Consider the following 13,642-nt stretch of genomic DNA (forward strand, 5'->3'; position numbering starts at 1 on the left):
ATGACAGCCCGTCCGGCGGTTGAGGACCGGGGGCGGCGGAGGCCCGGGAACGGGGAAGGGCGGCGTGGGGAGCGGCACCGGCCACCGGCCCGCGCAGGGGGACCGCTGAGCACCCCCCTCCAGGTGCTCAGCGGCGCCCGCTACGACGGCCGGCGGCTCATGACCAGCGCCCCCGCCCCGATACCGAGCAGGATCAGCGCGCCCCCCGCGACGTACGGCGTCGGTGAACCGCCGCCCGTTTCGGCGAGGTTGGCGTGGGTCGAGCTCGTGGTCGTGGTCGTGGTCGTCGTCGTGGCCGTCTGCGGCTTCACGTCCGGCTTCGGCGCCGCCGGCGCCTCGCAGTGCGCCTCGGCCAGTACGATCTCCCCCTCCACCTCCGCCACGTTGAGCTTCAGCGGGTTCACGGACACCTTCAGCCGGAGCGCCGTCGCGGCGGCGGTCGTGGAGGTGGTCTGCGTACCGGACAGCTCCAGGGTGACCAGGCCCACCCCGGGGACCTCGACCTTGGTCGGGGGCCCGCCCGCGGTCACGGTGGTCTTCTTGCCGAGCGCGGTCACCGACCCCAGGACGTTCGAGGTGGCGACCGGCTGCTTGCCGGCCTCGCACACCGCCTTGGAGGTGACCTTCTCCACCTCGATGAGGGAGAGCGCGGGCAGGCCCGGCACGTGCACCCTGGCCTTCGCGAGGTTGGCCTCGGCTTCGGCCCGGTTCTTGTCGACGGTCGCCTTGGAGGTGGCCACGTCGGCGCGCAGGACGCTGACCGGCGCGCCGCCCTCGACCCCGTCGAGGGTGACGGCCAGCGCCGTCTTCTCCGCCGTGGCGGGGGCGTTGACCTCGTTGAGGGTCGCCTTCAGCGGGACGTGCACGGTCTTGTTGAGCAGGCCCACGTCCAGTCCGGCACTCAGGACGACGGCGCCCGCCTTGCCCTCACCGCCTCCCGTGGCGAAGGCGGGCGGAGCGGCGAGCAGGGCGACCGCCCCCGTGGCGAGCAGGACGGCCGCGGGCATGCGGAAGGTGTTGCGGTTCAAGGTCGTGGAACCCCCGAGGAGATGGGTGCCGTCACGCCGCCGATGGGGGACACCGCGCGCGCCGACGGCCTCTACCCTCGGAATCCTTACGCACTGTGGGTGAATGGGCGGGCACCTGGCGTCACTTCACCCCAAAGGGTGGTTTCCGCGTGCCCATTCGATTCTTCACGTCCCGTGCGGAACAGGGGTTCCCTCTCGTACCGGGCGGGGACCATTCCAACGACGGGGCCGGACGGACGTCACGCCCGGCGTCAACGGGGCGCTCAGGAGCGGACCTTGCCGTTCAGTACCACCCGCAGCGGCTCGGCGAGCACACGGACGTCGGCCCTCGGATCGCTGCCGTAGACCACGAGATCGGCCGGTGCGCCCTCGGTGAGGCCCGGCCTGCCGAGCCACGCGCGTGCCGCCCAGGCCGTGGCCGACAGGGCGTCCAGGGCGGGGATCCCGGCCTTGACCAGCTCCGCGACCTCGGCCGCGACCAGGCCGTGCGGCAGGGAGCCGCCCGCGTCGGTGCCCACGTACACCTGGATGCCGGCGTCGTAGGCCGCGCGGACCGTGTCGTAGCGCCGCTCGTGGAGCCGCCGCATGTGCGCCGACCAGTCGGGGAACTTCGCCTCGCCGCCGGCGGCCAGCTTCGGGAAGGTGGCGATGTTGACGAGGGTGGGGACGATGGCGACGCCGCGCTCCGCGAAGAGGGGGATGGTCTCCTCGGTGAGGCCCGTGGCGTGTTCGATGCAGTCGATGCCCGCCTCGACCAGGTCGCGCAGCGAGTCCTCGGCGAAGCAGTGGGCCGTGACCCGGGCGCCCAGCCGGTGCGCCTCGGCGATGGCGGCCTCGACCTCGGCGCGCGGCCAGCAGGCCGTGAGGTCCCCGGCGTCCCGGTCGATCCAGTCGCCGACGAGCTTGACCCAGCCGTCGCCGCGCAGCGCCTCGCGTCCGACGTACTCGACCAGGTCGGCCGGCTCGATCTCGTGCGCGTAGTTGCGGATGTAGCGGCGGGTGCGGGCGATGTGCCGGCCGGCCCGGATGATCTTCGGGAGGTCCTCGCGGTCGTCGACCCAGCGGGTGTCGGAGGGCGATCCGGCGTCGCGGATGAGGAGCGTGCCGGCGTCCCGGTCGGTGAGCGCCTGGCGTTCGGCGGTCGCGGCGTCGACCGCACCGTGGGCGTCGAGTCCCACGTGGCAGTGCGCGTCGACCAGTCCGGGCAGGGCCCAGCCGGTCACGGTGGTGACCTCGCGGGCCGTGCGCGGGCGCTCGTAGGAGACCTTCCCGCCGACCACCCAGAGCTCGTCGCGGACCTCGTCGGGACCGACGAGGACCCGCCCCTTCACATGCAGCACATCGCTCATGTCGGCACTGTAACGGCGTGCTCGGTAGGCTCTGGAGGAATGGCCGGACGTATCCGGACAGCCCGGACGAAGAGAGAAGCGCCCACGTGTCCCACCCCCTCCTGGACCTCCCGCCGCTGACCGCCGAGCGTTTCGCGTCGATCGAACGGGGGGTCGCGGAGCTGCTCTCCACCCGGCACGACGTGGTGATCACGCAGGGCGAGGCGCTGCTGCCGCTGGAGGGGTGCATCCGCTCGGGCGCCCGGCCCGGTTCGACCGCGCTGAACGTGGTCACCGGGCCGTACGGGGCCACGTTCGGCAACTGGCTGCGTGACTGCGGGGCGGACGTGGTGGACCTGGAGGTCCCCTTCGACACCGCCGTGACGGCCGGGGCGGTCGCGCGGGCGCTGGCCGGGCGCCCGGAGATCGACTTCGTCTCGCTGGTCCACGCCGAGGCCGCGACGGGTAACACCAACCCGGTCGCGGAGATCGGCGAGGCCGTACGGGAGCACGGGGCGCTGTTCATGGTGGACGCGGTGGCTTCGGTCGGCGCGGAGCCGCTGCTGGTGGACGCGTGGGGCGTGGACCTGTGCGTGATCGGTGCGCAGAAGGCGATGGGCGGCCCGGCCGGGGTGTCGGCGGTCTCGGTGTCGGACCGGGCGTGGGCCCGGTTCGCCGGGAACCCCGCGGCTCCGCGCCGCTCCTACCTCTCGCTCCTCGACTGGAAGGAGCGCTGGATCGACACCGGGCGCAAGGCGCTGCCGCACGCCCCCGCGCAGCTGGAGATGCTGGCGCTGGAGGCCTGCCTGGACCGGATCGCGGAGGAGGGGCTGTCCTCGGTGACGGCCCGGCACGCGGCCGCCGCGGCGGCGACCCGCGCCGGTGCGGCCCTGCTGGGGCTCGCTCCGTACGTGGGCCGGGCGGCGGAGGCCGCGCCGGTGGCCACCACCCTGCGGGCCGAGGAGGCCTCGCTGGTGGTGGCCAAGGCGCTGGTGGCGGACCCGGCCGCGCCGCTCGCCGCGGGCGGCGGGGCGCTGGCGCGGGAGATGATCCGGGTCAACCACTACGGTGCGGCGGCTTCGCTCCCGGCCGTCCGCGCCTCCCTGACGGCGCTCGCGGCGGCCGTGGGGGCCGAGCCGGGGCGGGCGCTGGCCGCTGCGGAGTCGGCCTGGGAGGCCGTACGGGCGCGGTAGCCGTCAGCAGAGGGCGTCGAGGAGCCGGTCCACGTCCGCCTCGGTGTTGTAGAGGTGGAACGAGGCGCGCAGGGAGCCCGCGCGGACGGAGGCGGCGACGCCGGCCGCCAGCAGTGCGGGCTGCCGGTCGGCGAGGCCCGGCACCGAGACGATGGCCGCTTCGCCGGGCACGGGCTCGTGGCCGAGGCGGGCCAGGCCGGCCCGGTAGCGGGCGGCCAGGGCGGTGTCGTGGGCGTGGACGGCCTCGATGCCGATCCGCTCCAGCAGCGCCAGCGAGGGCTCGGCAGCGTGGTAGGCGAGGAAGGCCGGGGTCTCGTCGAATCGGCGGGCTCCTTCGGCCAGTTGCGGCATGGGACCGTAGATGGCGTCCCACATGGACTGCGCCGCCACCCACCCGGCGTTGATCGGGGTCAGGGTGTGCTGGGCCTCCTCCGACACGGTCAGGTACGAGGCTCCGCGGCCGCCGAGCAGCCATTTGTAGCCGCCGGTGACCGTGTAGTCGTACGGCGAGGCGTCGAAGGGGAGCCAGCCGACCGCCTGGGTCGCGTCAACGAGCATCCGGGCCCCGTGCGCCGCCGTCGCCGCGCGCACGGCGGCCAGGTCGGCCGTCCGCCCGTCCGCGGACTGCACGGCGCTGACCGCGACGAGGGCGGTGGCGGGACCGACGGCCTCGGCGAGGGATTCGAGGGGCGCGAACCGCACCTTGAGGTCGCCGCGGACCACGAACGGGTTGATGACGGAGGCGAAGTCGCCCTCCGCGCAGAGGACTTCGGCTCCCGAGGGGAGCGATGTCGCGACGAGGCCGCCGTGGGTGGAGACGGCCGAGCCCAGGGCGACCCGCCGGACGTCCACGCCGACCAGCCGGGCGAAGGCGGCCCGGACCCGGCCGACGCGGTCGAAGTCGCCGAATCCGGCGGGGATTCCGGCCCCCGCGGCCTCTGCGAGCTCCCGTACGGCCGCGACGGCGGCCCGCGGGAGCACACCGCAGCTGGCGGTGTTGAGATAGGTGGTGGAGTGGGCGAACTCGGCACGGGCCGCTGCGAAGATCGGAAGGTCCATGGCTTCCACTCTGCGCCAGGACCAACCCAAAGTCCATTGGCGAGTTTTACGCGCCCTCTCCAAGCAACGCTTATGCCTGCGGGACCGGGCAGGCTCCGTCCGGCTCGCACGCCTGGGCGGCGGTGGCCGGCTCCTCGACCTCTCGTCCGGCCCACGCCTGCTCCAGGGCCCGGGTGAACACCTCGGCCGGCTGCCCGCCGGAGATCCCGTAGCGGCGGTCGAGGACGAAGAACGGCACGGCGTTCGCGCCCAGTTCGGCGGCTTCGCGCTCATCGGCACGGACCTCGTCCGCGTAGGCGGACCCGTCGGCGAGGACGGCGCGGGCCTCGGCCTCGTCCAGCCCGGCCTCCACCGCGAGAGCGACCAGCACCTCGGGGTCGAAGACGGAGCGGACCTCGGCGAAGTTCGCACGGAAGGCGAGGTCGAGCAGCTCCTCCTGGCGGCCGCGGGCGGCGGCCAGGTGCAGCAGGCGGTGGATGTCGAAGGTGTTGCCGTGGTCGCGGCCGTCGGTGCGGTAGTCGAGGCCTTCGGCGCGGGCGGTGGCCGCGACGTGCTCCTCCATGGCGCGCGCCTCGTCCAGGGTGCGGCCGTACTTCTTGGCGAGCATCTCCAGGACGGGGGAGGTGACGCCCTTGGCGCCGCCCGGGTCCAGCTCGAACGACCGGAAGACGACCTCGACCCGGTCGCGGTGGGCGAATCCGGCCAGCCCCTGGTGGAAGCGGGCCTTGCCGATGTAGCACCACGGGCAGGCGATGTCGCTCCAGATCTCGACGCGCATGTTCCTTCTTCTCTCCGGTTGTGAACGGTTTCCGCTTCAACCACTCGCCGGGGCGTCTCATTCCCCGGACGGCGACACCGTGAGCCAGAGGGTGCGGTGGGAGCCGGTGCGGCCTGCGGCCGGGGCGGGGAGCCAGCCGTGGCGGGCGTAGAAGGCCTGGGCGCGGAGGTTGTGTTCGTAGACCTCGAGGCGGACCCGGCTGACTCCGGCGCGTCTCCAGACATCGAGGCAGGCCGCGTGCAGGGCGGCCCCGGTGCCGCGGCGCCAGTGGACCGGGTCGACGTGGAGCTGGGTCAGGGTCGTCTCGCCGTCCGCGGTGAGGAACGCGGCGACCCCGGTGACCTCGCCGTCCTCCTCCGCGCAGAGCACTCGGCCCTCGGTGGCGGGCCGGGCGACGGCCCGTGACCAGGCCTCCCTGGTCCGCGTGAGCTCGGCGTCGCCCGCGTAGGCCTGCTCCGGGATGTGGCCCTGGTAGTAGGTGGCCCTGGCCCTGGTGTGGAGGGCTGCGATGGCGTCGAGGTCGGCGGGTTGCGCGGTCCTGATCATGGGAAGGGGAACGCGCCGGGACCCGTGTCGGTTCCCGGCGCGTCGGCCCTGCCCTCTTCTTCGGCCACGGCTACTTCCCCAGCCACGCCGCCATCATCTTCTGGGCGATGGGCGCGGCCAGCTTGCCGCCGCCGATCTCGGAGCGGTCGGTGTCCGAGTTCTCGATCACGACGGCCACGGCGATCTGCTTGCCGCTCTTCTTGCCGTACGAGGTGAACCAGGCCAGCGGGGAGAGGCTGTTGTTGACGCCGCGCTGGGCGGTACCGGTCTTGCCTCCCACCTCGGCGCCCGACACCTGGGCCGGCTTGCCGCCGCCCTCGGTGGCGACCGTCCTCATGGCGTCCCGGATCATCGAGGCGGTCCTCTCGCTCATGACCTGCTGGGACTTCGGGTCCTTGAAGCTCTGCAGCACGTTGCCGCTCGCGTCGGTGACCTCGGAGACCATGTGCGGGGCGACGAGCTTGCCGCCGTTCTCGATCGCGGCCGTCACCATCGCCATCTGGAGCGGGGTGGCCTGCACGTCGAACTGGCCGATACCCGTCTGCGCGACCTGGTCGACGGACATCTTCTTCGACGGGTACTTGCTCGGCGGGTTGGTGCGGACCGGGGTGTCGATCTGCGTGTTGAAGCCGAGCTTCTCGGCCATGGCCCGCATCTTGTCCTGGCCGAGCTTGTGCGCGAGCTCCGCGAAGACGTTGTTGCAGGACAGCCGCAGCGCGGTGCGGGGCGACGCGTTGTTGCAGGCCGCGGAGCCCGCCTCGCTGGGCAGCAGGGTGCGGGTACCGGGGATGGTGTACGGGTCGGGGGTACCGGTCGGCTGGTCCAGGTTCGTGACGAGGCCGTTCTCGATGGCCGCCGCGAGCGTGACCAGCTTGAAGGTGGAGCCGGGTGCCTGGGGCTTGCGCAGCGCCACGTTCTCCATGGCCTTGCCCTTGTCCGCGGAGAGCTCCGCCCAGGCCTCCTTGTCGTTGGCGCCGGTGATGCGACCCGGGTCGTAGGAGGGGTTGTTGACGACCGCGAGGATCTCGCCCGTCGCGGGGTCGATGGCCACGGCGGCGCCCTGCTTGCCCTGGAGCGCGTCGAAGGCGGCCTTCTGCACCTCCTTGTCGATGGTGGTCAGGACGTTGCCCGGGGAGGCCCGCTTGTTGGTGAGCGTGTCCATCACGGTCTTCAGCCGGCTGTCGGAACCGTTGAGGATGTTCTTGTAGATGCCCTCCAGCATGCTCGCGCCGTAGGCCGGGGAGTTGTAGCCGGTGATCGGTGCGTAGAGGGGGCCGTCGGTGTAGGTCCGCTTGTACGCGAAGTCCTTGCCGCCCGTCTGCACCGAGCCCGTGATCGCCTCCCCGCCCACGATGATGTTGCCCAGCGGGTTCTCGTACTTGCCGATGACATTTCGCCGGTTGTGCTCGTCGTCTGCGAGGGCCTGGCCTTGGTATGCCTGCACCCAGGTGACGCGGACCAGCAGGGCCAGCACCAGGAGCAGACAGAAGACCGACGCACGCCTGATCGTCTTGTTCATCCCCCGGAAGGACGTCCCAGCCGCCCCGGCCGTTCCGCTCTGCACCGATTGTGGCCGGGTTCTCAGCTTTTCTTCATGACGAAACCGCCCTCGTAGGCCGCGATGACCGCCTGCGTGCGGTCGCGGGAGCCCGTCTTGGTGAGGACCGCCGCGACATGGGTCTTCACCGTCTGCGGGCCGACCCCGAGGCGTTCGCTCATCTCGTGGTTGGACAGCCCCGTGGCCATCAGGCGCAGTACGTCGGCCTCCCGGTCCGTGAGCCGGGACACCCAGGGCGCGGTGCCGGACGGCTTACGGGGCGACCGGGCCTCGGCGAGCGAGCGGACGGCGGCGGGGAAGAGCAGGGAGTCGCCGCGGGCCACCAGCCGGACCGCGCCGAGCAGCTCGTCGGGGTCGGCGCGCTTGAGGAGGAAGCCGGAGGCACCCGCCCGCAGCGCGTCGTAGACGTAGTCGTCGTTCTCGAAGGTGGTGACCACCACGATCCGGGGCGGCTCGGGCATGGTGGCGAGGATCTGCTCGGTGGCCCTGATCCCGTCTATCTCGGGCATCCGGACGTCCATCAGTACCACGTCGGGCGCCAGCGAGCGGACCAGCGGGACCGCCTCGGCGCCGGTGGCCGCCTCACCGACCACCTCCAGGTCGGGTTCGGCTTCGAGGATGACCCGCAGCGCGGTGCGGACCATCCGCTCGTCGTCGCAGAGCACGATGCGCAGCGGGGGCCTGCCCGGCGCGGTCATCGGACCCCCTCCCCCAGCGGAAGGACCGCCTTCAGCCGCCAGACGCCCTCGTGCGGACCCGCCTCGACGGCGCCGCCGAGCAGCACGGCCCGTTCGGCCGCACCACGCAGGCCCCGGCCCCCGGTCGTGCGGGGCTCCCGGCCGTCGGGCACGGCGGGCGGATTGGTCATGGTGATCTCCAGTTCACGGTGCGCTCCTTCTCGTCGGGGGCCGTCCCCCTCGTGTACGCGGATCCGCACTTCCACCGGGCCGGAGCCGTGGCGCAGTGCGTTGCTGAGGCCCTCCTGGACGATCCGGTAGGCCTCGCGCGAGGCGATCGCCGGCAACTGCGCCCAGTCCCGGACGGGCCCGGGATCCTGATGGGCGGTGACGGTGGTGCCGGCCGCCCGGGTGCGGGCCAGGAGTCCGTCGAGGTCGTCGGCGAGGGTGGGGGCCGGCGCGGCGTCCGGCTGCGCCGGGTCCCCGTCGCGCAACAGGCCCAGTACGGCGTCCAGCTCGCCCACGGTCCGCCGGGTGGTGTCCTCGATGGCGGCCAGCGCCTCCCGGACGAATTCCGGGTCGCGGTCCAGCACCCGCCGGGCGGCGACCGCCTGCAGGGTGACGGCGCTCAGCGCGTGCCCGACCGCGTCGTGCAGCTCCCGCGCCAGCCGGTTGCGCACGGCCAGGTCCGCGGCCCGTTCCTCGGCGGCGGCCAGCCGGTCCGCCGCGGTCGGCCCGAGCAGTACGGGTGCCAGCCGCGCCAGCAGCGCCCCGCTCCCGGCCGCGACCAGGACGAGCCCGGCCAGCAGGGCGATCCCGACCGGCGGTGCCGCGTACGGGTGGGCCTCGGTGGAGAACCAGCCGAACCCGAGCCGTGCCTCCCGCAGCCCGCTCACGAACGGAAGCGCGATGAGCGCGACCCCCAAGGGCGGTACCGCCAGCGTGACCCCGCTGACCACCGCCCCGACCCCCAGGTGCATGGTCCACCAGGCGCAGGTCCGGCCCCGCGCGGCCCAGGATCCGGCCGGCCCCTGCGCCAGGCGGTCCCCCGGCACCCCGCACAGGGCCCGGACGGCCGTCACCGACAGCGGCCGCACGGGCCCGAAGACCGCGCTGGCCGCGGCCAGCGGCAGGGCGGCGGCGTAGGAGACGAGGGCAAGCGGAAAGGAGTTGAGGGCGTTGACCCCGCCGGCCGCCATGCCGACCCCCACCTGCGCCAGGAGGAAGTACGGCATCAGCAGGGCCCCGCCGAGGATCAGGTGCACCCAGCGCAGCCTGGCCCCCCGGCCCAGCAGCCTGGCCAGGCCGTGGCGCATCAGTCCTCTCTGCGGGATATGAGGAACCGGGTGAGGACTGCGGCGGCGAGCGATCCGGTGATCATCTGGCCAGCGTAGGTCAGCAGCGCTGCTGCCGGGGGCCCTTCACCTCCGTCCAGCTGCGGTCCCAGCGAGGCGGTCAGCATCCAGGCCCCCCAGGTCAGGGTCGCCCCCGCGCCGACCCACGTGAGGGCGAGCGGCCACCTGGCCCGCAGCGTCCCCCCGCGGGCCAGGAGCAGGGCGCCCGCGCCCGCCGCGAGTGCGCACGTCCCGTGGACGACGGTCACCACGGCCGTCTCCGCCGAGTAGGCCGCCGCCCGCTCCGCTCCCAGCCCCGCCCCGCCCCCGAAGGCCCAGTAGGCGTGCGCCGCTGCGACCGCCAGGGCGGCCGCAGCCGAGGCTGCCGCCACCACCCCCGTGGACGACGGCAGCCTCCGCCCCAGCACGCCCTGCCAGCGTCGCCCCCACCGCTCCCGCGCGTAGGGCACGAACAGCCCGGCCAGGGCGAGTCCTTGGACGGCGAATCCGGTGTACACGACGTTGAACACCCAGGGGTCCAGGAAGGGCTCGCGTGCCGCCTTGGCGGCGGCGGTCTCCCCGAAGCCCAGCAAGCGTATGAGGAGTTGGCCCGGGAATCCGGTGATGATCGGGGTCAGCAGTCCGGTCGCCACGAACACCGGGACGGCCAGCAGCCAGGCCGGCACCCGCATCCCCCAGGGCCGGGTGAGCACGAGGACGAGCACGATCACACAGGCGTCCATGGCCACCGTGACGGCATTCGCCACCATGAAGTACGGCCCCGGATCGAGCAGCACGCTGCCGTCCGGTATGCCGATCCCGCTCCCCGCCAGCCAGGCGGTCTTGAGCGTCAGGTAGGGCACGGTGGCGGCCAGGGCCGCCACGCGCAGGATCCGCCGACCGGCCCCCGGAACGGAGGTCGGCCGATGGGGCTGCGGCGCGGACTGCCGCGCGGACCGCGGCTCCTCGGGCTGCGGCGCGGACTGCGGCTCCGGCCGCGCCGCACGCGTCGGGTGAACTGCTCGTGTGGTCATGACCCAACGGTCCCGCGCCCCGCCCCCCGCCACCTCCCCCTCGAAGGGGAACCGTCTCCCCCGGCTGGGGGAGGAACCGCTGCCTCCCCGCCTCACATGCGCCGCGTCACCACCGACAGCCGGTCCCGCGCCTCGAACAGCGCCGCCTTGATGACCTGTTCGTGCCCCGGCGTCAGCCGGGCCACCGGCACCGAGCAGCTCACCGCGTCCCGTGCCGGGGTCCGGTACGGGATCGCCACCCCGAAGCAGCGCAGCCCGAGCGTGTTCTCCTCCCGGTCCACCGCGTACCCCTGCTCCCGGACCAGCGCCAGCTCCTCGATGAGCCGCTCGCGGTCGGTGACGGTGTGCTCGGTGACGGCCTCGAGCCGCCGCGGCAGCAGCGCGCGTACCTCCTCGTCCGTGTGCGTGGCCAGCAGGGCCTTGCCGAGTGCCGTCGAGTGCACGGGCAGCCGCCGCCCCACCCGGGTGAAGGGCCGCAGGTAGTGCTGCGACTGGCGGGTGGCCAGGTACACCACGCTCGTCCCGTCCATCCGGGCCAGGTGGATGGTCTCGGTGGTGTCGTCGGAGAGCCGGTCGAGGCTGGGCCGGGCGGCCGCGACGACCTCGTCGCCGTCGATGTACGAACTGCCCACGAGCAGGGCCCGTACGCCGATGCCGTAGCGCGTGCCGGTGGCGTCCGTCTCCACCCAGCCCAGGTTCACCAGCGTGCGCAGCAGCATGTACAGGCTGGACTTGGGCAGCGAGAGGTCGTTCTGGATGTCGGCCAGGCTGTGCAGCCCGGGGCGCGCCGCGAAGTGCTCCAGCAGCAGGACGGTCCGGACCGCCGATTTGACCGCCGCCCCCTGCGCCGCCGCGGGCGCCCCGTGAGTCGCCCCCTGGTCCGGCGTCCACTGGTCCGGCCCCTGGTCCGGCCCCTGGTCCGGCGGCCCCGCCTCGGTCGTCGTCATGGGCGCTTCCCCTCTGCTCGCCTCCGGCCGCGTCCGATCGCCCCTTGTCACGCGCAGGACGCGGAAATAGAGTCCGCAGCAGATGTGATCATTCATCCACCGGAACGCCGTTCAGAATACTGAACGATCCAGGAGGCAGCGGGCCATGACAACGACACCAGTCTGGAGTGTGGACCCCCGCACCGGGAAGCAGCGCGAGCAGGTCGCGGTGGAAGCCACGCCCCAGGAGGTGGACGCAGCCGTACGGACCGCCCACGCCGCCCGTGGCGCCCTCGCCGACGCCACCGCCCGCGCCGCCTTCCTGCGCGCGGCCGCCGCACTGCTCGACGAGTCCGCCGCGCACGTCATCGAGGCCGCCGACGCGGAGACCGCGCTCGGCCCCGGCCGGCTCACCGGCGAACTCGCCCGCACCACCGGCCAACTGCGCGCCTTCGCCGACGCCGTGGACGAGGGGGCGTACCTCGACATCCGCATCGACCGCGCCGACCCCTCCCTGACCCCGCCGCGCCCCGAGCTGCGCCGCTACAAGGTGCCGCTCGGCGTGGTCGCGGTGTACGCGGCCTCCAACTTCCCGCTGGCCTTCTCCGTCCCCGGAGGGGACACCGCGAGCGCCCTGGCCGCCGGCTGCCCGGTGGTCGTCAAGGCGCACCCCGACCACCCGGCCACCTCGGAGCTGTGTGCCTCGCTGCTGCGCCGGGCAGCGGTCGAGTCCGGGCTCCCGGCCGATGTGGTGACCGTGGTCCACGGGTTCGACGCCGGGCTGGCGCTGATCCGCCACCCGCTGGTGGCGGCGGCCGGGTTCACCGGTTCGGTCCGGGGCGGGCGAGCCCTGTTCGACGCGGCCGCCGCGCGGCCCGTGCCGATCCCCTTCCACGGCGAACTCGGCTCCCTCAACCCCGTCGTGGTCACCCCGGCGGCTGCGGCCGAGCGCGCCGAGGAGATCGGCGGCGGTCTCGCGGGCTCGGTCACCCTCGGGGTCGGCCAGTTCTGCGTGAAGCCCGGCCTGGTACTGGTGCCCGAGGGCGCGGACGGCGACCGGCTGACCGGCGCGCTCACCAAGGCGCTCGGGGAGACCGAACCGGGCGTGCTGCTCGACCACCGGATGCGGGACAACTTCATCGAGGGGGTGCGCGAGCGGGCCGCGCTCTCCGGGGTCGGCGCGCCCGTCACCCCGGGCCCCGGCGGGGAGCACACCGTCGGGGCGGGATACCTGACCGTGCCGGCGCGGCGCCTGCTGGAGGGCGGGCCGTACGAGGTCCTGCTGGAGGAGTGCTTCGGCCCGGTCACCGTGGTCGTCCGGTACGCCGACCAGCGCGAGGCCGGCGCGGTGCTCGGGTTGCTCCCCGGGAACCTGAGCGCCACCCTGCAGCTGTCGGCCGCCGAGACCGAGGGCGCGCCGGGCCCGGCCGCCGAGCTGATCGGGCTGGTCACGGCGCTGGCGGGCCGGATCGTGGTCAACGGCTGGCCGACCGGTGTCGCGGTGGCCCCGGCCCAGCACCACGGCGGCCCGTACCCGGCGGCGACCTCCCACTCGACGTCGGTCGGCGCGACCGCGATCGAGCGCTGGCTCCGCCCCGTGGCGTACCAGTCGGTCCCCGACGCCCTGCTCCCGGCGGAGCTGCGCGAGGCCAACCCGCTGGGTCTGCCGCGCCGAGTGACAGGCGACTGAGCCGGGCCCGGCCCCCGACGGCCCGGCACCGGCCACTGACGCCGGGGCCGGTGCCGGGCCGTGGCCGGTAGCCGGGCGGGGGCCGGGGCCGGAGGCCACGCCGGGGCCGGGGCCGGAGGCCGCCCCGTGGCCGGGGCCTGAGGTCAGGGGCCGGACCGCGGCCGGGGCAAGGGCGGGGCCGGAGGCCGAGCCAGGGGCCGGGACCCGAGCCAGGGGCCGGGGCCAAGCCAGGAGCCGCAACCGGGGGCCGGGGCCGCAGGCCGGCCCAGGGCCGGGGCGGATGCCGCCCCGCGGCCGGGCCGGAGGCCAGGGGCCGGACCGCGGCCGGGCAAGGGCGGGGCCGGAGGCTGAACCAGGGGCCGGGACCCGAGCCAGGGACCGGGGCCAAGCCAGGGGCCGCAACCGGGGGCCGGGGCCGCAGGCCGGCCCAGGGCCGGGGCGGATGCCGCCCCGCGGCCGGGCCGGAGGCCAGGGGCCGGACCGCGGCCGGG

12 protein-coding genes are annotated in these 13,642 nt (G+C 74.3%); 2 read left to right on the top strand and 10 right to left on the bottom strand.

Annotated elements, in window-relative coordinates:
* Window positions 1–140: 140 nt before the first annotated feature.
* Window positions 141–1,028 carry an SCO1860 family LAETG-anchored protein gene (locus tag ACZ6Y1_RS32535; RefSeq protein ID WP_469638335.1) on the bottom strand — a complete coding sequence of 296 codons (888 nt, stop codon included), beginning with the start codon at window positions 1,026–1,028 and terminating at the stop codon, window positions 141–143.
* Between the two features lie 263 nt (window positions 1,029–1,291).
* Window positions 1,292–2,377 carry an amidohydrolase family protein gene (locus ACZ6Y1_RS32540; RefSeq protein ID WP_469638338.1) on the bottom strand — a complete coding sequence of 362 codons (1,086 nt, stop codon included), beginning with the start codon at window positions 2,375–2,377 and terminating at the stop codon, window positions 1,292–1,294.
* An 86-nt stretch (window positions 2,378–2,463) separates the two neighbouring features.
* Here ACZ6Y1_RS32540 and ACZ6Y1_RS32545 point away from each other — a divergent pair, with 86 nt between their 5' ends.
* Entirely contained in the window at window positions 2,464–3,549 is a 1,086-nt protein-coding gene (locus tag ACZ6Y1_RS32545; RefSeq protein ID WP_469638341.1) for a pyridoxal-phosphate-dependent aminotransferase family protein, read from the top strand.
* Window positions 3,550–3,552: 3 nt separating this feature from the next.
* On the opposite strand, the gene ACZ6Y1_RS32550 is transcribed toward ACZ6Y1_RS32545, so the two are convergent.
* The 8 genes from ACZ6Y1_RS32550 to ACZ6Y1_RS32585 all read right to left on the bottom strand — a co-directional run bounded on the left by ACZ6Y1_RS32550 (window position 3,553) and on the right by ACZ6Y1_RS32585 (window position 11,482).
* Entirely contained in the window at window positions 3,553–4,608 is a 1,056-nt protein-coding gene (locus ACZ6Y1_RS32550; RefSeq protein ID WP_469638344.1) for an aminotransferase class V-fold PLP-dependent enzyme, read from the bottom strand.
* A 70-nt stretch (window positions 4,609–4,678) separates the two neighbouring features.
* Window positions 4,679–5,386 carry a DsbA family oxidoreductase gene (locus tag ACZ6Y1_RS32555; RefSeq protein WP_469638346.1) on the bottom strand — a complete coding sequence of 236 codons (708 nt, stop codon included), beginning with the start codon at window positions 5,384–5,386 and terminating at the stop codon, window positions 4,679–4,681.
* A gap of 57 nt (window positions 5,387–5,443) precedes the next feature.
* Window positions 5,444–5,932, bottom strand: a complete 489-nt coding sequence (locus ACZ6Y1_RS32560; RefSeq protein ID WP_469638350.1) for a GNAT family N-acetyltransferase — start codon at window positions 5,930–5,932, stop codon at window positions 5,444–5,446.
* Window positions 5,933–6,002: 70 nt separating this feature from the next.
* Window positions 6,003–7,451: a peptidoglycan D,D-transpeptidase FtsI family protein gene (locus ACZ6Y1_RS32565; RefSeq protein ID WP_469638353.1), complete on the bottom strand. Its 1,449-nt coding sequence runs from the start codon at window positions 7,449–7,451 to the stop codon at window positions 6,003–6,005.
* Window positions 7,452–7,513: 62 nt separating this feature from the next.
* Entirely contained in the window at window positions 7,514–8,188 is a 675-nt protein-coding gene (locus ACZ6Y1_RS32570) for a response regulator transcription factor (protein ID WP_469638356.1), read from the bottom strand.
* A complete protein-coding gene (locus ACZ6Y1_RS32575) occupies window positions 8,185–9,483 on the bottom strand; it encodes a sensor histidine kinase (protein WP_469638359.1) in 1,299 nt (432 codons plus the stop codon). The genes ACZ6Y1_RS32570 and ACZ6Y1_RS32575 overlap by 4 nt, the downstream gene beginning before the upstream one ends.
* The gene (locus tag ACZ6Y1_RS32580; protein WP_469638362.1) at window positions 9,483–10,535 is read right to left on the bottom strand and encodes a hypothetical protein; all 1,053 of its coding nucleotides are present in this window, start codon (window positions 10,533–10,535) and stop codon (window positions 9,483–9,485) included. Before ACZ6Y1_RS32580 ends, ACZ6Y1_RS32575 begins: the two co-directional genes overlap by 1 nt.
* Window positions 10,536–10,627: 92 nt before the next feature.
* Window positions 10,628–11,482 carry an IclR family transcriptional regulator gene (locus tag ACZ6Y1_RS32585; RefSeq protein ID WP_469638365.1) on the bottom strand — a complete coding sequence of 285 codons (855 nt, stop codon included), beginning with the start codon at window positions 11,480–11,482 and terminating at the stop codon, window positions 10,628–10,630.
* Window positions 11,483–11,627: 145 nt separating this feature from the next.
* Here ACZ6Y1_RS32585 and ACZ6Y1_RS32590 point away from each other — a divergent pair, with 145 nt between their 5' ends.
* The gene (locus ACZ6Y1_RS32590) at window positions 11,628–13,151 is read left to right on the top strand and encodes an aldehyde dehydrogenase (NADP(+)) (protein ID WP_469638368.1); all 1,524 of its coding nucleotides are present in this window, start codon (window positions 11,628–11,630) and stop codon (window positions 13,149–13,151) included.
* The last annotated feature ends 491 nt before the right edge of the window (window positions 13,152–13,642 follow it).

The organism is Streptomyces sp. NPDC053432, from assembly GCF_055585365.1.

Bases quoted from the DNA above. Each gene is read 5' to 3' on its own strand.
- ACZ6Y1_RS32540 (WP_469638338.1), bottom strand. From the start codon at position 2,377: ATGAGCGATGTGCTGCATGTGAAGGGGCGGGTCCTCGTCGGTCCCGAC.
- ACZ6Y1_RS32550 (WP_469638344.1), bottom strand. From the start codon at position 4,608: ATGGACCTTCCGATCTTCGCAGCGGCCCGTGCCGAGTTCGCCCACTCC.
- ACZ6Y1_RS32555 (WP_469638346.1), bottom strand. From the start codon at position 5,386: ATGCGCGTCGAGATCTGGAGCGACATCGCCTGCCCGTGGTGCTACATC.
- ACZ6Y1_RS32560 (WP_469638350.1), bottom strand. From the start codon at position 5,932: ATGATCAGGACCGCGCAACCCGCCGACCTCGACGCCATCGCAGCCCTC.
- ACZ6Y1_RS32565 (WP_469638353.1), bottom strand. From the start codon at position 7,451: ATGAACAAGACGATCAGGCGTGCGTCGGTCTTCTGTCTGCTCCTGGTG.
- ACZ6Y1_RS32570 (WP_469638356.1), bottom strand. From the start codon at position 8,188: ATGACCGCGCCGGGCAGGCCCCCGCTGCGCATCGTGCTCTGCGACGAC.
- ACZ6Y1_RS32575 (WP_469638359.1), bottom strand. From the start codon at position 9,483: ATGCGCCACGGCCTGGCCAGGCTGCTGGGCCGGGGGGCCAGGCTGCGC.
- ACZ6Y1_RS32580 (WP_469638362.1), bottom strand. From the start codon at position 10,535: ATGACCACACGAGCAGTTCACCCGACGCGTGCGGCGCGGCCGGAGCCG.
- ACZ6Y1_RS32585 (WP_469638365.1), bottom strand. From the start codon at position 11,482: ATGACGACGACCGAGGCGGGGCCGCCGGACCAGGGGCCGGACCAGGGG.
- ACZ6Y1_RS32590 (WP_469638368.1), top strand. From the start codon at position 11,628: ATGACAACGACACCAGTCTGGAGTGTGGACCCCCGCACCGGGAAGCAG.